At 68.2% G+C, this 18,270-nt stretch carries 21 protein-coding genes and 1 pseudogene; 10 read left to right on the top strand and 12 right to left on the bottom strand.

The genetic code is table 11. The features are described from left to right. The first annotated feature begins 3 nt into the window (after positions 1-3). Entirely contained in the window at positions 4-645 is a 642-nt protein-coding gene (locus ACOCEP_RS31515; RefSeq protein ID WP_482332758.1) for a class I SAM-dependent DNA methyltransferase, read from the top strand. Between the two features lies 1 nt (position 646). Here the strand turns inward: ACOCEP_RS31515 and ACOCEP_RS31520 are convergent, their stop codons facing one another. Together ACOCEP_RS31520 and ACOCEP_RS31525 are read right to left on the bottom strand one after the other, a co-directional pair. After that, entirely contained in the window at positions 647-1,486 is an 840-nt protein-coding gene (locus tag ACOCEP_RS31520; RefSeq protein WP_482332759.1) for a class I SAM-dependent methyltransferase, read from the bottom strand. A 50-nt stretch (positions 1,487-1,536) separates the two neighbouring features. Further along, a complete protein-coding gene (locus tag ACOCEP_RS31525) occupies positions 1,537-2,376 on the bottom strand; it encodes an NAD(P)H-binding protein (RefSeq protein WP_482332760.1) in 840 nt (279 codons plus the stop codon). Between the two features lie 92 nt (positions 2,377-2,468). Here ACOCEP_RS31525 and ACOCEP_RS31530 point away from each other — a divergent pair, with 92 nt between their 5' ends. Further along, positions 2,469-2,837 (top strand): winged helix-turn-helix transcriptional regulator, encoded by a 369-nt coding sequence (locus tag ACOCEP_RS31530; protein WP_482332761.1) that lies wholly within the window; start codon positions 2,469-2,471, stop codon positions 2,835-2,837. Here ACOCEP_RS31530 and ACOCEP_RS31535 read toward each other — a convergent pair. Together ACOCEP_RS31535 and ACOCEP_RS31540 are read right to left on the bottom strand one after the other, a co-directional pair. Then, a complete protein-coding gene (locus ACOCEP_RS31535) occupies positions 2,806-2,970 on the bottom strand; it encodes a hypothetical protein (RefSeq protein ID WP_482332763.1) in 165 nt (54 codons plus the stop codon). The genes ACOCEP_RS31530 and ACOCEP_RS31535 overlap by 32 nt on opposite strands. A gap of 147 nt (positions 2,971-3,117) precedes the next feature. Continuing rightward, on the bottom strand, positions 3,118-3,642 hold the full coding sequence (locus ACOCEP_RS31540; RefSeq protein WP_482332764.1) for a DUF4303 domain-containing protein: 525 nt from the start codon (positions 3,640-3,642) through the stop codon (positions 3,118-3,120). Positions 3,643-3,699: 57 nt separating this feature from the next. Here ACOCEP_RS31540 and ACOCEP_RS31545 point away from each other — a divergent pair, with 57 nt between their 5' ends. Both ACOCEP_RS31545 and ACOCEP_RS31550 read left to right on the top strand, forming a co-directional pair. Next, entirely contained in the window at positions 3,700-3,996 is a 297-nt protein-coding gene (locus ACOCEP_RS31545) for a S1 domain-containing protein (protein ID WP_482332765.1), read from the top strand. Positions 3,997-4,581: 585 nt separating this feature from the next. Beyond that, positions 4,582-5,562, top strand: a complete 981-nt coding sequence (locus tag ACOCEP_RS31550; protein WP_482332766.1) for a tyrosine-type recombinase/integrase — start codon at positions 4,582-4,584, stop codon at positions 5,560-5,562. Between the two features lies 1 nt (position 5,563). Here the strand turns inward: ACOCEP_RS31550 and ACOCEP_RS31555 are convergent, their stop codons facing one another. Continuing rightward, entirely contained in the window at positions 5,564-5,947 is a 384-nt protein-coding gene (locus tag ACOCEP_RS31555; RefSeq protein ID WP_007034383.1) for a hypothetical protein, read from the bottom strand. Between the two features lie 66 nt (positions 5,948-6,013). Between ACOCEP_RS31555 and ACOCEP_RS31560 the strand changes: the two genes are divergently transcribed. Then, positions 6,014-6,793, top strand: coding sequence for a glycerophosphodiester phosphodiesterase family protein (locus ACOCEP_RS31560; RefSeq protein ID WP_482332767.1), 780 nt, complete (start codon positions 6,014-6,016; stop codon positions 6,791-6,793). 58 nt (positions 6,794-6,851) lie between these two features. Here ACOCEP_RS31560 and ACOCEP_RS31565 read toward each other — a convergent pair whose 3' ends face one another. Continuing rightward, positions 6,852-7,562 (bottom strand): transglycosylase family protein, encoded by a 711-nt coding sequence (locus ACOCEP_RS31565; protein ID WP_465533930.1) that lies wholly within the window; start codon positions 7,560-7,562, stop codon positions 6,852-6,854. Between the two features lie 234 nt (positions 7,563-7,796). On the opposite strand from ACOCEP_RS31565, the gene ACOCEP_RS31570 reads away from it, so the two are divergent. From ACOCEP_RS31570 to ACOCEP_RS31580, 3 genes are all read left to right on the top strand, one after another. Next, positions 7,797-9,197, top strand: coding sequence for an MFS transporter (locus ACOCEP_RS31570; RefSeq protein WP_482332768.1), 1,401 nt, complete (start codon positions 7,797-7,799; stop codon positions 9,195-9,197). A gap of 30 nt (positions 9,198-9,227) precedes the next feature. Then, positions 9,228-9,986 carry a thymidine kinase gene (locus tag ACOCEP_RS31575; protein WP_482332769.1) on the top strand — a complete coding sequence of 253 codons (759 nt, stop codon included), beginning with the start codon at positions 9,228-9,230 and terminating at the stop codon, positions 9,984-9,986. 226 nt (positions 9,987-10,212) lie between these two features. Then, on the top strand, positions 10,213-10,560 hold the full coding sequence (locus tag ACOCEP_RS31580) for an RNA polymerase-binding protein RbpA (RefSeq protein WP_005151365.1): 348 nt from the start codon (positions 10,213-10,215) through the stop codon (positions 10,558-10,560). 303 nt (positions 10,561-10,863) lie between these two features. On the opposite strand, the gene dapA is transcribed toward ACOCEP_RS31580, so the two are convergent. Continuing rightward, positions 10,864-11,766 carry a 4-hydroxy-tetrahydrodipicolinate synthase gene (gene dapA, locus ACOCEP_RS31585; protein WP_482332771.1) on the bottom strand — a complete coding sequence of 301 codons (903 nt, stop codon included), beginning with the start codon at positions 11,764-11,766 and terminating at the stop codon, positions 10,864-10,866. A 73-nt stretch (positions 11,767-11,839) separates the two neighbouring features. On the opposite strand from dapA, the gene ACOCEP_RS31590 reads away from it, so the two are divergent. After that, positions 11,840-12,832, top strand: coding sequence for a LysR family transcriptional regulator (locus tag ACOCEP_RS31590; protein WP_482332772.1), 993 nt, complete (start codon positions 11,840-11,842; stop codon positions 12,830-12,832). Here ACOCEP_RS31590 and ACOCEP_RS31595 read toward each other — a convergent pair. Next, a pseudogene (locus tag ACOCEP_RS31595) lies at positions 12,806-12,883 on the bottom strand (hypothetical protein); the annotation flags it as partial. The gene ACOCEP_RS31590 and the pseudogene ACOCEP_RS31595 overlap by 27 nt on opposite strands. A gap of 184 nt (positions 12,884-13,067) precedes the next feature. Continuing rightward, entirely contained in the window at positions 13,068-13,442 is a 375-nt protein-coding gene (locus ACOCEP_RS31600; protein ID WP_482332773.1) for a DUF4406 domain-containing protein, read from the bottom strand. A 51-nt stretch (positions 13,443-13,493) separates the two neighbouring features. Here ACOCEP_RS31600 and ACOCEP_RS31605 point away from each other — a divergent pair, with 51 nt between their 5' ends. Then, the gene (locus ACOCEP_RS31605) at positions 13,494-14,291 is read left to right on the top strand and encodes a DeoR/GlpR family DNA-binding transcription regulator (RefSeq protein ID WP_482339857.1); all 798 of its coding nucleotides are present in this window, start codon (positions 13,494-13,496) and stop codon (positions 14,289-14,291) included. On the opposite strand, the gene ACOCEP_RS31610 is transcribed toward ACOCEP_RS31605, so the two are convergent. Genes ACOCEP_RS31610 through ACOCEP_RS31620 form a run of 3 tightly spaced genes read right to left on the bottom strand, consistent with a single transcriptional unit; the run spans position 14,245 to position 18,251 of the window. Further along, complete coding sequence (locus ACOCEP_RS31610; RefSeq protein WP_482332775.1) at positions 14,245-15,012, bottom strand: polyprenol monophosphomannose synthase; 768 nt, start codon at positions 15,010-15,012, stop codon at positions 14,245-14,247. The two genes, ACOCEP_RS31605 and ACOCEP_RS31610, sit on opposite strands and share 47 nt — an antisense overlap. A gap of 26 nt (positions 15,013-15,038) precedes the next feature. After that, complete coding sequence (lnt, locus tag ACOCEP_RS31615; protein WP_482332776.1) at positions 15,039-16,631, bottom strand: apolipoprotein N-acyltransferase; 1,593 nt, start codon at positions 16,629-16,631, stop codon at positions 15,039-15,041. Positions 16,632-16,640: 9 nt separating this feature from the next. Continuing rightward, positions 16,641-18,251, bottom strand: a complete 1,611-nt coding sequence (locus ACOCEP_RS31620; protein WP_482332777.1) for an amidohydrolase — start codon at positions 18,249-18,251, stop codon at positions 16,641-16,643. Between the last annotated feature and the right edge of the window lie 19 nt (positions 18,252-18,270).

Consider the following 18,270-nt stretch of genomic DNA (forward strand, 5'->3'; position numbering starts at 1 on the left):
GCCGTGACCGACTACCTCCAAACCACCCGCACCGCCTACGACACGGTCGCGGCCGACTACGCCGAACTCCTCCGCGACCACCTCGCCGGATCCACCTGGGACCGCGCCGTCCTCGGCGCGTACACCGAGCTCGTCCAGGCCGCCGGTGGCGGCCGCGTCGCCGAAATCGGCTGCGGAACCGGCCGCATCACCGAGTACCTCCACCAGCTCGGGCTCGACATCCGCGGCGTCGACCTCTCGCCGGGAATGCTCGCCGTCGCCCGGAAGTGGTACCCACATCTGGACTTCCAGCTCGGCGAGATGCCCGGATTGTCCCTTGAGGACGGTGCACTCGCCGGCGCCGTCGCCTGGTACTCCATCATCCACACCCCACGAGAGCGGCTGCCGGAGATCTTCGCCGACTTCCACCGGATCCTCGCCCCCGGCGGCCACCTGCTGCTCGCCTTCCAGGTAGGCGACGAAGTACGCCACATCGAGCACGCGTACGGCCACGACATTTCCTGCGACGCGTACCGGCTGGCGCCCGAGAAGATCGCCGAACAGCTGGGGGAGGCCGGCTTCAGCCTGCTCTCCACCCTCGTCCGTGAGCCGTCCGGGGAGTTCGAAAGCACCCCACAGGCCTACCTGATCGCCCGCAAGCAGTAGTTCAAGGACGCCGCGCCTCGACGAGCCAGGCCGCCGAGCCGTAGAAAACGCCCAGGTCGGTCTGGTGCTCGGCGAGATCCGCACGCAGCGCCTGGATGGCACCGTCCCGCGCGGTGTCATCCAGGTCGCTCAACCTGCCACCATGCTGCTCGACGATGAACTCGGCCGCGTCGTCGACGTCCTCACCGAAGTACATCGGCTTGTTCACCGCCGTGCACTTGATCTCGACGTAGCCGGCGGAGGTCAGCAACTCCTCGATCTCCCGGGGATCGCTGAGCGCCAGATCCGCCGACGGCACCGCACGGCCTGCCGCGAAGATCGTCCGGAAGGTGGTGATCCATTCGTTGAGCCGCAACGGCTGCCACGTCAGCAGAACCAGACGACCACCCCGCCGGGTCGCCCTGGCCAGATTGCCGAACGCCGCTAGGGGAGTACCGAAGAACATCGAGCCATGCCTGCTGATCACCACGTCGAACGACGCCTCGGCGAACGGATGGACCTGCGCGTCCGCCTGCTCGAACGAGACATGGGGAACACGTTCCTCCTCGGCGAGCCGACGAGCGACACCGAGCATCTCACTCGAGAGATCGACACCCAGCGCCGAACCCGCGACGGCCAGCCTGGCCGCGTCCCGCGTCGTCTGACCTGCACCGCAGCCGACGTCGAGCACCCGATCCGCTGCCTGCACATCAGCCGCGGCGAAGAAGAGATCCCGGTACGCGGCGACACCATCGTTGAAACGCTGCGCACGCTTCGCCCACAGAGCGCCGTCGTCGCCGTCCCACGCCTTCAACATCCGCTCGTTGGACGGATCGACACGCACAGCGGTGCTCTCGGACATATCCGCAACCCCCAGGCTCGCTTCCGGAGGAAGACCATAGCGCGAGCCGGTCAGCGGAACGCGGCGACATTCCGCGCTGCCCAATCGGCGAACGAACGCGGCGCACGGCCGAGAACCCGCTGCACATCCGGGCTCACGCGCAGTTCCGCCGCCGTCGGGGAGCTGAGAATGTCCAAAGTGTCGTCCGCGAGCTCCGCCGGCATGCTCAAGACCATCCCCGCCTTGGCCTCCTCCCGCGTGAGCTCCTGAAAACGCACCGGCGACCCCAAAACGTCAGCGAGGGCCACAGCTTGTTCGCGCGGAGTGATCACCGCCGGACCGGTCAACTCGTACACCTCACCGAGATGCCGATCGTCCAGCAGACAAGCGGCCGCGACGTCGGCGATGTCCGCCGGATCGACGATCGGCACCCCGATGTCCCCGAACGGCGCGGCGACCACCTGCCGCGAGCGCACGGACTCCGCCCACCACAACGCGTTCGAGGCGAAACCACCCGGCCGCAGAATCGCCCAGTCCAAACCGGACTCCCGCACCACATCCTCCAGCCCCCGCATCGCCATCCGCGTCGTACCGAAGGGCCTGGTCGCCACACCCAACGTCGAGAGCAGGACAACCCGGCGCACTCCGCTCGCCGCCGCCAGGCCGATGATCTCGGCCGGGTTCGCCCCGACCGCGTGCAGATCGCCGGAAAGCAGCAGGAACAACGCTTTCGCCCCGGCGAGGGCGGGTTCGAGCGTGGCGGGCTCGGCCAGATCGGCCACCACATGCCGACCACCGGCCGGTGCCGCCGCGGCGTGCCGCGACACCGTCGTCACCTGTTCACCCGCCCCGGCCAGCGCCTCGGTCAACGGCCTGCCGATGTTCCCGGTAGCCCCGGTCACCACGATCATGAACAGCTCCTTCGTTCGATCTCGACGTGGCGACGACGCTAGGGATTCCGGCTAACTTTTCGTAAGTACATACCCAGAGGTAAGCTTCTCCCATGACAGGAGGCGCGCAGTTCACACCGGCCGACACGGAGCCGCGGTATGAGGTGTTTCACACCGACTGCGCCGCCCGCGACGTGGTCGGCCACGTCACCAGCCGGTGGGGGATCTGGGTACTGATCTCCTTGCAGCACAACGATCTCCGCTTCTACGAGCTCCGCGAAAGCATTCAGGGGATCAGCGAGAAGATGCTCGCCCAATCCCTGCGCGCACTCGTCCAAGACGGCCTGATCTGGCGACATGTCGAACCCACGACGCCGCCACAGGTGACCTACGGACTGACCGAGTTCGGCCGGGACGTCAGTGAGCCGTTGGTCGAATTGTTCGACCGGATCACCCGGCGAGTGGCTCCGGCTTCAGAGTGATGGTGAACATCCAGGTGATCCCGAACCTGTCCACGAGCGCGCCCGCCTCGTCGCCCCACAACTGCTTCTCGAAATGGCCGCGGAGTTTGCCGCCGAGGTAGATCGCGACGTTGTCACCAGGGGAGTAGGGCACGTCCTCGATCTGGCCATCGGCGTGTATCCGTGCGGGGTTTCAAGCTGGGCGCGCATGACCTTGTCGGCATCAGGGGAGTTCGGCGAACCGAAAGTCCGCGATGATGCCGACTACGCGACATCCTGTGGCGGGTGTTCGCGAGAGAATTCAGACTTGGCCCCAGTAGGCCAGCCAAGCGTCCAACGCCGGCCCAGGCGGGTTGAGTCGACGAGCGCGGGCGACGTTCTCCTCGTCGTCGGGAACGACCTCGGCCAGCACCAGCACGTTCTCGCGAGCGTCGCCGGCACCGAACAGGCCTTCGTCGGCCAGCCTGCGCAGGGCCGTCTCGATCGCACGCAGCCGAAGATCGAACTCCGCGTCGGACGCATCGTCGTCGGCGATGTCGAACACCTCCGGCCGGGCGGCGAACATCTCGCGGACCGGCTTCAGGTGTTTCTCTCCAACGATCGAAAACGGTGAATCGGCATAGGAATAGCGGACGTCCGCGGCGTCCGCTCGCTGAGCCAGCGCCTCATGCGACCATGCCGACAACGCCGGGCCGAACGCCTCACCGGGCGTGGTGAGCGTGACGTAATAGAACGTGTGGCCGGGGTTCTCCCGGAAGAGATCGGCGACGGCCGCTCGAGTGGCCCTGGTCAATGCGTCGGCGAGTTCAGCTTCCGTAGGGATCACCAGGGGATCGAACCATATTGTGCTGGCTGATTCCCGAAACCTTGTCATACTCAGGCCGTGATCGAGTACTGCTGGCCTGAAGACGGCGAACGTCTCGCACACTGCGCTCGTGAGGCTTGGACGGCAACGATCGAGGCGTTGCCTCTCGGAACGTCGGTCACGGGCGAGGTGATCGGGCGACAGCGGTTCGGCGTGTTCGTGCGGATCGATGGTGTGCCCAACGCGGTCGGTTTGGCCGAAGTGACGACGATGCCGCGCGACGCGTCGCTCCCGGCTGTCGGCGACAGGCTCGTCGGCGAAGTCATCGGGCACACGAACCACAATCATCAGGTCAAAATCCGACTCGTCCGTTGACCGGAGGGTGGGGCGATGCGACCGCACGCTACTTGACATAATGTACATTATCGGCACTTTGGCCGACCTGGATAACGGCGGCCGAGAGGGGCCTCCGAAGTGGGCTGAAAGCGTCCTTCACTGCATGTCATGCAGCGAAAGCGCCCTTCGCCGCGCCGGATGCGGGCATGGCTCCCTTCGGCCTCTTGGCAGACCAGCGTCCTCAAGGTTCCAGAGCACCTCAGGGCACCCCCCGGGGACGAAGAGTCGACGTCCGATCACCCGACCCCAATACGTCACAGTGACGAATCGATCGGGACGTCTCGGTCGATGATGATCAACGGAGGCGTCCGACACGGGCAGATCTCTTGCCGGGTCGACCAAGCCGGCGATCCTCACAAGCTCCGGGGCGCCTCGATGGCGCCAAGTGTCATGAAAGGGTCGTTCAGGACGAAAAACGTCAGGAACGACCCTTTCATGACACTTCAGAGAGCGACAGGAGGGCCGAGATCCCCCGCGAGGGGTTCCGGACCCATCGCTCCGTTTCATGCATAATCACTATTATGCATGAAACGGAATATAACCGAGTGTAAGACTGTCGGTGTCATGCGGTACAAGATGCTCATGAGGGTTTCCGAGGCACAGCAAGCCTTTTTCGCCGCACGTCGTCCCCGTAAGGATTCTCCTCACACCACCGACGCCTACCGCCGCGACCTCGCCGGCATCACCGCTCTTCTGCTCCGGGAGCTGAGCCGCTCCCCTGACGAACTCACCGTCGAGATGCTCACCGCGCAGGCGCTCCGCAACGCCTTCGGTGCCTTCGCGGACACCCACGCGAAGAGTTCGGTGCTCCGCGCCTGGTCGACCTGGAATCAGTTCCTCACCTTCTGCGTGTCCGACGGGCTGCTCGCGGGCAATCCGATGGGCGCGGTCGCCCGGCCGAAGGCGCCACCGTTGACGCCGAAACCCTTGCGGGGTGAGGAAACCCCGGAGCAGTTGCTCGCGGCCGCCGCCGACGGCTCGCGCCGCGCGCGGGATCCGTGGCCCGAGCGGGACGTCCTGGTGATCGCGCTGGGTCTGGTCGCCGGGCTGCGTGCCGCGGAGATGCGGGCGCTGACAGCGCGATCGCTGGTCGGCCGTCAGGGCGAGATGCGGTTGCACGTCCATGGCAAGGGAAGCCGGGACCGGTCGATTCCGGTACAGCCGATCATGGAGAAGATCATCGAGGAGTACCTGACGTCCTGTCGCCGCCGGTTCCCGCAGCAGCGGTTCGGGCTCTCCACTCCCCTCCTCCGGGATCGCGCGGGCGAACCGATCGGCCGCGGCGCGCTGGAGTATCTCGTCAAGTCCTGCTACCGGTGGGCAGGCCTGCACGACCGGGTGCCGGTCGGGGCGAACCTCCACGCGTTGCGCCACACCTTCGCGACTCGCCTGGCGGAGGACGGCGCGACTGCGTCGGAGATCATGGCCTTGCTGGGGCATGCGAGCCTCGCGACCAGCCAGAACTACATCGAGGCGACCGGGCGTGAGCAGCGTGCGGCGGCCGCGAGCAACCGGACGTATCGGGCGTTGGACGGGATCGTGTAGCTCAGCGGAGTTGCTCGAGGTCCTTGGCGGCCTGGGCGATTTCGCCTGCGAGGCTACGGAGTTCGGCGACGGAAGCGCCGTCGTCGGCCGCGGTGACGACGTCTTCGGCGGCGCAGCGGAGCTGGAAGAGCCGGTCCTGGAGGGTGGCGATCTCGGTGTCGGAGAGGACGACGGCGTCTTCGGGGAGGCCGCTGCGCTGGAGGGCGGTGCGGCGTTCGTAGGCGCGCTGGCGGCAGGATTGCCCACAGTAGCGGCGGCGCCTGCCGACGTTGCCGCCCTGTTCGAGGCGTCGGCCGCACCATCCGCAGTGTTTGGGTGCTCCGGCGCGGCGTAGCTCGGACACCTCTTCGGCGGACGTCTTCGGGTGTTCGGCCACTTCCCTCACGGATCAGACCCTAGCTGGCCATCCGGCGATCATGCCGGGGCCACGACCGAAGTGCACACTAGTGGGGTGCCGACACTGTTCCCGTATCTCGCCGACCCGCTCCCGCGTGCCTTCGCCCATCGGGGCTGGCACCTCGGTGATCTGGAAGGACTGGAGAACTCGTTGCCCGCCTTCCAGCAGGCGGTAGCGGAGGGTTATCGCTACCTGGAGACGGACGTGCACGCGACGTCGGACGGCGTGGTGGTCGTTCATCACGACGCGTCTTTGGACCGGACGACGGACGGCGCGGGGTTGATCTCCCGGCAGACGTGGGCCCAGCTGCGGACGGTCAAGGTCGGTGGTCGTGTGCCGTTGTCGCGACTGGAGGACGTCCTCGAGGAGTTGCCGGAGGCGCGGTTCAACATCGACGTGAAGTCGAACGAGGCGGTGGCCCCGTTCGTGCGGGCGATCGAGCGGACCGGGGCGTACGACCGGGTCGCGGCGGCGTCGTTCTCCGATGCGCGGTTGGCGCGGATCCGGAAGCTGGCGGGGCCGAAGCTGGTGACCGCGATGGGGCCGCGTTCGGTGGCGGTGATGTGGGCGAACGGGTTCTTGCCGCTGGTGTCGTTGCGGGCGTTGTCGCGGGGTGCGATGGCGCAGGTTCCGGTGCGGCAGGGGCGGTTGAAGGTGGTGGACCGGGCGTTCCTGCGGCAGGCGACGCGCGGGGGTTTCGAGGTGCACACGTGGACGGTGGACGATCCGGCGGAGATGCGGTTGCTGCTGGATCTGGGGGTGCACGGGATCGTGACCGATCGGCCGGATCTGCTGCGTGAGGTGCTTCGGGAACGCGGCGCTTGGCCTTCCTGACTCGCGTTTAGTCCTCTAGTTGCGTTGTGAACGCAACTAGAGGACTAAACGCGAGGGGTCAGCGGGGTGCTTTGCCGTTCCAGGCGGCGTCCCAGGTCTTGGGGCCGAGCCGTCCTGAGTCGTTGATGCCGTTGGCCCGTTGGAGGGCGAGGACGGCTTCGCGGGTTTTGTCGTAGTAGCAGCCTGTTCCGGTGAAGCCGTAGCCGAAGGCGTTCATCCGCAGCTGGAACTGCTTCAGGGGTGCCGCGCAGTCGCCGTAGGCGTAGACGACGCCGGGCCAGGCGGGTTTGGGTCCGCCGGGCGGTGCGGGAGGGGTGGGCTTCGGCTTGGGCGGAGGCGGCGGGGCGGGTTGTCCTCCCCCGCCGATGTAGGCGGAGTCGGCGTAGGACGGGACGCGTTTGCTGCGGCCGTCGCTGTCGTTGCGGAAGCCGAGTTTGCCGGCGCATTCCCAGGGTTGCCAGCCGCGCATGCGGTAGAGGTAGAGGGCCCGGTAGTCCTGCTCGCGGGGGGCGGCCTGGTCGGGTCGCCCTTGGCCGCCGACACTGCGCCAGGTGGGCAGGTCGAACTGGTAGGCGCCGTAGTAGCCGTTGCCGGTGTTGATGTTGTAGCGCCCGCTCGATTCACACATGCGGAGCTTGGCCCAGTGGGAGCCGTGGGGGTCCGCGGCGGCGGATCCGGTGGTGGCGATCTGCAGGCCCGTCACGGCGAGGGCGAGCAGGAGCGTTCTCGCCACTACGCGGTGTGCTGTGCGAAGGCGATGGGTCCTCATGAGCGGAACAGTAAGTATCTGTCCCGTGCTTCACAAGAGTCACAGATCGCTCACTAGCCTCACACGAAACACACGGGGATCGTGGCAGCGACACGCCGACGATGGTCGGGAAGGTGTCCGGGAAGGGTTCGTCCCGCGTCGAAACGAACACGGTCCGGACTCGTGCCGGACAGGCGGGTGTGATCGCCAGTAGTCTCCCGCTGACCTCGACGTTCTCGACTTCAGGAGCAGTGCATGACGGTGGCCGTGACCCGTGAACGCAAGCGGGTGTGGCGGGCTTGGTACCTCTACGACTGGGCCAATTCGCCGTTCTATTCGTCGGTGATCACCGTCTTCGGAGCGCTCTATTTGAGCGACATCGCGTCGGCGGACGCGAAGACGAATTTCACCCTTAACGGGGACAGGGCGTGCACCGATTCGAGTGGAGCGTCGAGCACCCTCCAGAACTGCGACGTCTCGCTCTTCGGGCTCCACTTTCCCGCGGGCTCGCTGTGGGGGTATCTGCTGTCGATCGCGACGGTGACGCAGGTGCTGGTCCTGCCGATCGCCGGCGCGATCGCGGACCGGAGCAGGCACAAGCGGCGGATCCTCGGCGGGTTCGCGTTCCTGGGCGCGGCGGCGTCGGCGGCGATGTTCTTCATCGCGGGGACGAACTGGGAGGTCGGGGTCTGGACGTTCATCCTGGCCAACATCGGTTACGGCGGCGCGCTGGTCGTCTACTACTCGTTCCTGGTGGACATCGCGGAGCCTGACGAGCGGGACGCGGTGTCGTCGAAGGGGTGGGCTTTCGGGTATCTCGGCGGCGGTCTGGCACTGGCGCTGCAGCTCGGGTTCTTCATGGGACATGAGTCGTTCGGGGTCAGTGAAGGGCTGGCGATCCAGATCTGCTTCCTGACCTCGGGGATCTGGTGGGCGGTGTTCACGATCCCGGCGGTGCGGGCGCTCCCCCAGACTCACGTGCCGAAGTCGAGTGAGCGGGGCCTGTCGGTCTTGACGGCAGGTTTCAAGGAACTGAAGCAGACGATCAAGGACGCGCGGGCCTATCCGCTGACGCTGGCGTTCCTCGGGAGCTATCTGGTCTTCACCGACGGGATCACGACGGTGGTGGCGGTGTCGGCGCAGTACGGCAAGGACGAGCTGAAGTACAGCACCCAGGTGCTCATCGTCACGATCCTGGTGATCCAGTTCCTGGCGTACGCCGGAGCGATGATCCATGGTGCGATCGCGGCGCGGATCGGAGCGAAGAAGACGATTCTGGGCAGTCTGGTGGCTTGGGTGGTGGTGTTGTGCTTCGCGTTCTTCATCGAGGCCGGTCAGCCGTTGCAGTTCTACGCGGTGGCGGTCGGGATCGGGCTGGTGCTGGGCGGGACGAACGCGTTGTCGCGGTCGTTGTTCGGGCAGATGATCCCGGAGGGCAAGGACGCGCAGTACTTCTCGCTGTACGTGGTCGGTGAGCGGGGGACGTCGTGGCTGGGTCCGCTGTTGTTCGCGGCGGTCGGGCAGATCACCGGCTCGTTCCGGTACGCGATCATCGCGCTGGTGATCTTCTTCGTGCTCGGTTTCGTGTTCGTATGGCTGGTGCCGGTGCGCCGGGCGATCGAGGCGGCGGGTAACCGACCACCGGCGGTGCTGTGAGGGCGGAGTGTGCCGATAGGGTCGGGCGTCGTGACCGTACTGAAGGAGAGTGGCCCGGATCCCACGGACGCGTTGTCGTCGGTGCCGGTGGCGGGTTCACGGCGGGGTGTGCCGGTCGTCGGGAAGTTGAAGTTCTGCTACGGGCCGATGGACTGCGGGAAGTCGACGCTGGCGTTGCAGATCGACCACAACCACGCGCGGCAGGGTCGTCGCGGGATGGTGCTGGTGCGCCATGACCGGTCCGGGGAGCCGCAGATCACGAGCCGGATCGGGTTGACGCGCAAGGCGATCGAGGTGGGGAACGAGACCGACCTGCGGTTGCTGGTGCGTGAGCAGTGGGCGGCCGGGCGGCATGTGGATTACCTGATCGTCGACGAGGCGCAGTTCTTGTCGCCCGATCAGGTGGATCAGTTGGCCGAACTGGCCGATGACGTCCAGATCGACGTGTACTGCTTCGGGATCGCGACGGATTTCCGGAGCGTGTTGTTCCCGGGTGCGGCGCGGTTGTTCGAGCTGGCGGACGAGTTGCAGCCGGTTCAGGTCGAGGTGCTGTGCTGGTGCGGGCAGACGGGGCGGTTCAACGCGCGGGTGGCCGATGGCGAGGTGCTGCGGGCCGGCGACACCGTGGTGGTGGCGGATACCGAGCAGATGGTCGTTGAATCTTCATCGGTATCACGTTCCGAGGGCGAACCGAACACGGTCCGTTATCAGGTATTGTGCCGTCGCCACTTTCGACTGGGCGACCTGGGGCCCACCTCGGCCCAACACGGTCAGTTACGGTTGACGTGACAGGCGTACTACTAGCCCATCTGGGGGATATCCGCACCAAGATGGCCGTATTGACGTCACGCCAGAGCGCGAAACCACTCCTACTAGGAGAAGCTGTTGCCACCGGGTGACACAGCTCATCGTGAGCAAGGACATGCTGTCCAGGGAATCCTCTGGCCCTCATCGTCGTTGCATAGGGTGAGCATCACCCTGGCTCCACCCGGAGCTGACTGAAAGGACCCCCATCATGGCCGACCGTGTTCTCCGTGGAAGCCGGCTGGGAGCGGTCAGCTACGAGACCGACCGCAACCACGACCTCGCGCCTCGGCGCACCGTGCGCTACGCCTGCCCCAAGAACCACGAGTTCGAGGTGCCTTTCTCCGACGACGCCGAGATCCCTTCGGTGTGGGAGTGCAGGCTGCACGGCAGCGAGTCCGAGATCGTGGACGGCGGGCAGCCGGAGCAGAAGAAGGTCAAGCCCCCGAGGACGCACTGGGACATGCTCCTGGAGCGCCGTTCGATCCCGGAGCTCGAAGATCTGCTCAACGAACGTCTCGCCGAGCTGAAGGGACGCAGGACCACCCGGTCCGCCTGACGCACGGCACAAGTAGCTAGCCCCACCACGAACCGGCGAAGCCCCCGCGACCTCCCTCCGCGGGGGCTTCGCCGTGTCCGGGGTCTTGCTCGGCCAAGTACGTGAAGGACCCCTTCACTGCGCTAGACGCAGTGAAGGGGTCCTTCACGTACTTGGGGAGGCATGAAGCGCGCTCGTCTGACCGCTGTTGCCAGTGGGGCGCATGTGGCGATCGTCCAGTCTGTGAAGGCCTCCTTGAGGGACCCAGAGTCCCTCAAGGAGGCCTTCACGGCCCCCGGTCTGGGATCGGCCGCAGCGTAGGGGCTAAGACACTGCGAGAGCCCCGAGGCCGAGAGGCACCAACGCTTCGCGAAGCCGCTGCAGGTGTTCGGGAGGCGATTCGAGCAGCGGGAGCCGGACCGTCGCGTGCGGGATGACGCCGAGTTCGGCCAGAGCGGCCTTGGCCATGATCGCTCCCTGCGAGGTGCGCATGACGGCCTCCGCCAGCGGAAGCAACCCGGCGTTGAGCGAACGCGCGGTGTCGAGGTCTCCCCCGCGCACAGCGGCGATGAGTTCGGCGTTCCGGTTTGCGTAGGCGTTGCCCACGACGCTGACCAGGCCGGTGGCGCCCGCGGCGAGGTAGGGCAGGTTGAGTTCGTCGATGCCGCAGTAGTAGGCCAGCCGGGTGCGCGCCATGACGGACATCGCCTCGAACAGGTCGCCTTTGGCGTCTTTCACGGCGCGGATCCTGGGGTGTCGGGCGAGCTCGATCAGGGTCGCCGCGTCCATGGCCGTCCCGGTGCGGGCCGGGACGTCGTAGAGCATCACGGGCAGCTCGGTGGCGTCGGCCACGGCCAGGCAGTGCGCCACGATCCCGGCCTGTGTCGGCTTGGAGTAGTAGGGGCAGACGAGCAGGAGCCCGTCGGCGCCGGCCGCCTGGGCTTCCTTCGCGCGCCGGATGCAGGCGGTGGTGTCGTACGTGCCGACGCCGGCGATCACGCGCGCCCGGTTCCCGACACGGTCGGCGACGGTGCGAACGAGCCGGGCGGTTTCGGTGTCGGTCAGGGTGGGTGCCTCGCCGGTGGTCCCGCCGACGACGATGCCGTCGCAACCGGTGCCGAGCAGGTGGTCGACCAGGCCGGTGACGCCGGGTTCGCTGAGCGCGCCGCCGGGTTCCATCGGGGTGACCATGGCGACGAGGTTGGAGCCGAAAAGGGTCTCGGTCATGCGGTCGATCCTGTCGCCGTGGATACCTGCGGTCCAGCGACGGTTTTTGGCGGGTATTGCGTAGCATTGCTTCATGATTGAGGTCGGAGCTCTGCGGGCATTGCGGTCGGTGGCCGCGCTGGGGACGTTGGCGCGGGCGGCGGACGAATTGGGGTTCACAGCGTCGGCGGTGTCGCAGCAGATCAAACGGCTTGAGCGCCAGATCGGGATGCCCGTGCTCGCCCCGGCGGGGCGTGGCGTCGTGCTCACCCCGGCAGGCCAGGCCATGGTCGACTCCTCGCTGGAGGTGTTCCAGGCACTCGAGCGGTGCGCGGAGGCCGCCCAGTCGGTGGCGGAAGGTGCGCCTCGCGGCGTTCTGCGGGTGGCCGCGTTCTCGACGGGAATCCGCGGCCTCCTCGCTCCCGTTCACCCGCGGCTGCTGGAGCGCTACCCCGATCTCCGGCTGCACATCACCGAGCAGGACCCTGACCAGGCGTGGCACAGTGTCGACGCCGGAACGGCCGACCTCGCTCTCCTGCATGACGCCGACGGCCTGCCCGTCCCGCTCTCCCCCGCCCTGTCCCGTCGCCTGGTGCACACCGACTTCGGTGACGTCGTCATGGCAGGGACCCATCCACTGGCGCGAGCCGAGCCGCCGCTCGACGGCGCCGACCTGGCCGGCCACGCGTGGGTCACGAGCCCGCCGGGCACGGTCTGTCATCAGTGGTTCCGGCGCCTGTTCGCCGGGCTGCCCGAAGAGCCCGACGTCCGGCATCTGGTGGACGACTTCTCCACGCAGTTGTCACTGGTCGCCTCGGGCGAGGTCCTCGCGTTGATCCCGCGGCTGGCGCGACCGCCGTTGGCCGAAGGACTCGTCGTCCGGCCTCTGCGGCGCCCGCCGACGCGCGAGGTGCACGCGGCGTGGCGCCGCAGCGCCGAGGCCAGCCCGGCGATCCGCGCCGTCCTCGCCGAACTCCGGTCAGCTGGGGAACATGCTGGTCACGTAGACGAAAGTCCCGGTGATCCCCCTGGCGTCATCGGAGGCGAGGAACGCCAGCGTGGCGGCGACTTCGGCGAGCCGCGGTGAACGCTTGGTCATCCGGGCCTCCTTGAGGCCGTCGAGGACGTTCTGCATCATCTCCGAGCGCGCGGACGCCGTGCGGTTTCCGTCACGGGTGCCGATGTGACGTTTCTTCTTCGGTCCGCAGCGCGAGCTGAGCGATGCGCCGCAGGGCTTGCGCCAGCCGGTTCGCGACGCGGCCGACCTGACCGGTCACGGCCTCACCTTCCCCCGTAAACGTCACGCTCGGTCGAGTTACGCATTATGCGGCTTGATAGCCCGGGATGTCCTCGACCCGGTGATAGACCGCCAGCCCGCGGGAGAGCGCGATGGCGACGTCCTGATCGGCCCCGGCGGAATCGCCCGGCAGCCGCAGAACGGCGTCGCAGTGGTGCAGCAGGCGATCGGCCGTCGGATACATGATCTCCTTCGCGATCGGGTCGGCGACGGTCTTCCCGCCTGCGCCGCACAGGACCGGCAGCGCGACCCACTCGCCGATCATCGGCACGTGCCCGCTGCGGAAGATCGGCCAGGCGGCCTCTTCGAGCCGGGCGAGATTGCGGGCGAGGAGTTCGGGGTCGTCGCCAGTTCCGGAGCGGAACGGTCCGGCGATGAGGATCATCAAAGGTTTGCTCATGCGGCGGAGCATAATGTGCAACAATCGGCAGGAACAAGGAGGAACATGCAGATGTTGGCTGCGCAACGACGAGACCTGCTGATGGAACGACTCAAGACCGAAGGCCGCATCGTGGCCAAGGACCTCGCCGCCGAACTCGGCGTATCGGAAGACAGCATCCGCCGTGACCTGCGAGAACTCGCGGACGCCGGACTCTGTCAGCGGGTATACGGCGGGGCTCTGCCGGTCTCCCCGGCCACAGCGGACTACGCGACGCGCATGGCGGTCAGCGTCGCGGGCAAGGAACGGATCGCGAAACGTGCAGCAGCGTTGATCCGGCTCGGCTCGACGGTCGTCCTCGACGGCGGGACGACCGCGCTGGCGCTGGCGAAGGCGCTCCCCGTCGACCTCGAAGCGACGATCGTCACGCACAGCCCCACGGTCGCGGCCGCGCTCGTCACGCATCCGAAGGTCGAGGTGTTCCTCATCGGCGGACGGCTCTTCAAGCACTCCGCCGTCACCTGCGGGGCGGCCGCGGCCGAGGCGGCCGAGGGCATCAACGCCGACCTGTTCTTCCTCGGCGTCACCGGCGTGCATCCCGAGACCGGGCTCACCACCGGCGACTCCGACGAGGCCGCGATGAAACGCACCCTCGCCAAACGGGCCGCCGACACCTACGTGCTGGCCAGCTCGGAGAAGATCGGCGCGGCCTCGCCGTTCACCGTGCTCCCCCTGTCCGACATCGCCGGCGTGATCACCGACGCGGCCCCGGACGAGCCGACGGTGAAGGAGCTGGGGAAGCTCGGCGTGAGCGTGCTGGGGGTCAGCCCTTCTTGGCCAGCCCGCGAAGCTGCTGCCAGCGACGCTTGAGTCCCCACAAACCGACCAGGACGATCGCCTCGCGCACGACCGAACCGCTCATCTTCGACTGGCCGACCTCGCGTTCGGTGAAGGTGATCGGCACCTCGACCACCTCGAACCCGGCGAGCGCCGTGCGGAACGCCAGGTCGATCTGGAAGCAGTAGCCGCGCGAGGCGATCTCGTCGAGCGGGAGCTTTTCCAGCACCGTGCGGCGGTACGCGCGGAAACCCGCGGTGATGTCCTTGATCTTCGTGCCGAGCGCGACCCGCGCGTAGAAGTTCGCCATCCAGGACAGCGCCTTGCGCTGGAACGGCCAGTTCACCGTGCTGCCACCGGGAACGTACCGGGAGCCGATGGACAGATCCGCGTCCTCGAGAGCGGCGAGCACCCGCGGCAGATCCTCCGGCGCGTGCGAGCCGTCGGCGTCCATCTCGACGATGGTGGCGTAGTCGCGAGCGAGCCCCCAGCGGAAACCCGCCACGTACGCGGCGCCGAGGCCGGCCTTCTCGGTCCGGTGCATGACGTGGATCCGCTCGTCGGCCTTCGCGAGCTCGTCGGCGACGTCACCGGTCCCGTCCGGGCTGCCGTCGTCCACGACGAGGGCGTTGGCCTCCGGGAGTGCTTCGAGCAGGCGTTCCAGGATCGGGCCGATGTTCTCCCGCTCGTTGTACGTCGGGACCACCACCAGCACCGGGTCGATTCCCTGGGCCCCCCGTGGCGCCTGCGCCATCCGCTTTTCCTCCGTGTTCCGGCGGGTCAGCCCGCCGCTTCCCTCGTTGCCTTGGCGGCGCTCGCGCGCCGGGTGCGGAAACGCAGCACGTACCCGCCGGTAACCCCGGCGATCGCCAGGGCGAGCAGCCCGTACTCCGTCGTTACACCGAGTAGATCCGACAGCGTAGTCTGCTGCCTGAGTGGCACGCGCCCCACCAGGGAATCTGCGGTGAACAAGCTGGTAGAGGCCGTGATCGAACCATCCGGCGCGACGATCGCGCTGACCCCGCTGGTAGCGGAGACGATCACCGCGCGCCCATGTTCGACCGCTCGCAGCCGCGACATCGCGAGCTGCTGATAGCTCATCTCCCCCGGCCCGTACCAGGCGTTGTTGGTCGGCACGACGAGCAGCTCGGCACCCTCGGCCACCGATTCGCGAGCCGGGTAGTCGAAGGCCGTCTCGTAGCAGATGAAGACGCCGACCTTCGTTCCAGCGACCGACAGGGCGGCGTTGGCGCCGTCACCCGGTGTCATGTTCGCCACGCTGTCGACGAACGGTGTGACCAGCTTCGCGAGCTCACGGGCCGGGACGTACTCCCCGAACGGGACGAGCTGCTGCTTGGCGTAGCGCTGCCCCGGCCCGGTGACCGGATCCCAGACGAGCGCCGAGTTCTGCGCACTGCCGTCGGGCAGCCGGACCAGCGCGCCGATGATCGCCTGCGTGCCGTAGTCGCGGACCATCTCGTCGACGCCGGGATCGCCGGTGCGCATGGCCATCGCGGTCTCGGGCCACACCAGGAGATCGACCTTCGTGTTGCTCGCCTTGAGCTTGTCCAGCAGGCGGGCGCTCTCGGCGAGGTGGTTGCTCCGGAGTTCGTCGCGGCGGCCTTCCAGCGCCAGGCCGATGTCCGGGGCGTTGCCCTGCACGGTGGCGACGGTGAGCTCGCCGTCCTGGGCTTCGGTGCCGATCGTCGGCCACACCGCGAGGCCCGCCACCACCGGCACCAACGTCAGCGCCGACGTGGCCACCAGGGAGCGCCGGGGGTCGGCGCCCTTCAGCCGCAGGCACAACGCCGCGAGACCGAACCCGGTCGCCACGACGGCGAGACCGACCAAGGGCGCGCCGCCGATGGAGGCCAGCGAAACGAAGGCGCCTTCAGGCTGGCTGAACGCCACTCGCCCCCATGGGAAGCCGCCGAAAGGGAACCAGGTGCGTGGTGTCTCCAGCGCGATGACCACCAGCGCCGCCCACAACGGTCCGAGCGGCAGCCTCCACACCACGGTGGCGAAGGCTCCGCCGAAACCGAGATACACCGACAGCGCCATCGCCAGCCCGAGCCACGGCCACGGCCCGAAGCCCGGACCGAGGAAGTCCAGCAGCCACGTCAGCAGCGGGAGGAAGAAGCCCATCCCGAACACGAACGCGTAACCGAACGCGCCGCGGAACCTCCGTCCGTGCACCACCAGGGCGAACCCGGTGAACGCCAGCGGCGCGAGCCACCACAGTGGGCGCGGAGCGAAACTGAGGTACAGCGTGAATCCCGACGCCGCGGCGACGAGGAAACGCAGGAGCCAGGCGCGGGAGAAGCGTTTCCGGGGCGCCGTTTCGGGATCCGGATCGGTCACGGTCGTGGACACTCCTGAACCCTAGGCCGTCCGGGTGAACAGATCGTGGATGACCTGCCCGCCACGGACCGTGCGCAGACAACGGGGCAGCGTCGCCCCCTCCGCGAGGTTCGGCAGCGGGGGCACACCCGCGCGCGGGTCGGTCGACCAGCGCTGGACGCGTGAGTCTGGTGTCGCGACGACGAGGTCTTCGGCGTCCCAGATCGCGTAGTGCGCGGGAGCGCCCGGGACCAGGCTGCCGGTGACGCCGTCGTTGACCCCGGCGGCGCGGTGTCCCGCACGGGTGTGGGCGGTGAAGGACGCGCGGGCGGACAGCCCGGAGCCCGGCGTGCGGTGGTAGGTGCCGGCACGGACGGTGGCCCACGGGTCGACCGGCGTGACAGGGGCGTCGGAGCCGAAGGCGAGCAGGAGCCCTTCGGCGGCCATGGCGGCGAAGGGATTGAGCTTCGGTGCCCGCTCCGCGCCGAGCCGGTCGTTGTACATGCCGTGGGCGCCGCCCCACTCCGCGTCGAACTGCGGCTGGACCGAAGCGACCACACCCCAGCCCGCGAGTGCATTCGCCTGCTCGACGTCGATCATCTCGACATGTTCGAGCCGGTGGTGACGGGCGGCCAGCGCCCGGCGTCCGACCGTCTTCTCCGCGAGCCGGAACCCTTCGACGACTTCCGCGACGGCGGCGTCGCCGATGACGTGGAAACCGGCCTGGAGCTCGGCCTCGGTGCAGGCGCCGATGTGCTCGGCGATGGCGGGGGCGTCGAGGTAGAGCGTCCCGGAGCCGCCTGGCGCGTCGGTGTACGGCTCGTGCAGGGCGGCAGTGCGGGAGCCGAGCGCGCCGTCGACGAACAGGTCGCCCGCGACTCCCCTGGCGCCGAGCGCGCGAGCGGTGTCGACGCCGCCGCGTTCACCCCAGTAGCCGACGACCTCCGGCAGCCCCGGTTGCGAGGCGAGTGCGAGCAGGTCGGTGAGGTCTTCGGCGCCGGAGATGTCCGGGCCCGCGCATTCGTGGACGCTCACCACGCCACGTGCGGCGGCTTCGGCAAGGAAAGCGCGCTGGGCTTCGCGGCGCTGCTGTGGCGTGATCGCCTCGCGCATCGCGGCACGGACGAGATGGTGGGCGTCGCGGGTCAGCGGTCCGTCGGCCGACCAGCCCGGCGCCTCGTGCACGCCGGCGGCGAGTGCGACGAGCGCGCTGGAGACGAGTGCCGAGTGGACGTCGACCCGGCTCAGGTACACCGGCGCACCGTTCGAGGCCTCGTCGATCTCCGCGCGGCTGGGGAGCCTGCCGTCGGTCCAGCGGGACTCGTCCCATCCGTGCGCGACGAGCACCCGGCCAGGGCGGGCGGCATCGCGGACCGCGGCGAGCAGTTCGCCGGCGCCCCGGACGCTCGCGAGGTTCAAGCCGGTGAGGTGAAGTCCGGTCGCGGTGGCGTGGACGTGCGCGTCGACGAACGCGGGGGCGACGAAGGCACCCTCGAGGTCGACCAGCTCGGCGTCGGGATGCAGGGCCCTGGCCGGGCCGTCCTGCCCCACCCAGACGACGGTGCCGTCGGTGATCGCCATCGCGGTGGCGTCGGGGGCCGAGGGGCTGTAGATCCGCCCGCCGAGCAGGAGCGTGGTTCGCGCGTTCGTCACGCTCCCGAGTTTGCAGCGT

The sequence above is a fragment of the Amycolatopsis sp. CA-211722 genome (assembly GCF_056828465.1).

Excerpts from the sequence above, each read along its gene's own strand:
- ACOCEP_RS31520 (WP_482332759.1), bottom strand. The coding sequence starts at position 1,486 with ATGTCCGAGAGCACCGCTGTGCGTGTCGATCCGTCCAACGAGCGGATG.
- ACOCEP_RS31525 (WP_482332760.1), bottom strand. The coding sequence starts at position 2,376 with ATGATCGTGGTGACCGGGGCTACCGGGAACATCGGCAGGCCGTTGACC.
- ACOCEP_RS31530 (WP_482332761.1), top strand. The coding sequence starts at position 2,469 with ATGACAGGAGGCGCGCAGTTCACACCGGCCGACACGGAGCCGCGGTAT.
- ACOCEP_RS31550 (WP_482332766.1), top strand. The coding sequence starts at position 4,582 with ATGCGGTACAAGATGCTCATGAGGGTTTCCGAGGCACAGCAAGCCTTT.
- ACOCEP_RS31565 (WP_465533930.1), bottom strand. The coding sequence starts at position 7,562 with ATGAGGACCCATCGCCTTCGCACAGCACACCGCGTAGTGGCGAGAACG.
- ACOCEP_RS31570 (WP_482332768.1), top strand. The coding sequence starts at position 7,797 with ATGACGGTGGCCGTGACCCGTGAACGCAAGCGGGTGTGGCGGGCTTGG.
- ACOCEP_RS31580 (WP_005151365.1), top strand. The coding sequence starts at position 10,213 with ATGGCCGACCGTGTTCTCCGTGGAAGCCGGCTGGGAGCGGTCAGCTAC.
- dapA (WP_482332771.1), bottom strand. The coding sequence starts at position 11,766 with ATGACCGAGACCCTTTTCGGCTCCAACCTCGTCGCCATGGTCACCCCG.
- ACOCEP_RS31590 (WP_482332772.1), top strand. The coding sequence starts at position 11,840 with ATGATTGAGGTCGGAGCTCTGCGGGCATTGCGGTCGGTGGCCGCGCTG.
- ACOCEP_RS31600 (WP_482332773.1), bottom strand. The coding sequence starts at position 13,442 with ATGAGCAAACCTTTGATGATCCTCATCGCCGGACCGTTCCGCTCCGGA.
- ACOCEP_RS31605 (WP_482339857.1), top strand. The coding sequence starts at position 13,494 with ATGTTGGCTGCGCAACGACGAGACCTGCTGATGGAACGACTCAAGACC.
- ACOCEP_RS31610 (WP_482332775.1), bottom strand. The coding sequence starts at position 15,012 with ATGGCGCAGGCGCCACGGGGGGCCCAGGGAATCGACCCGGTGCTGGTG.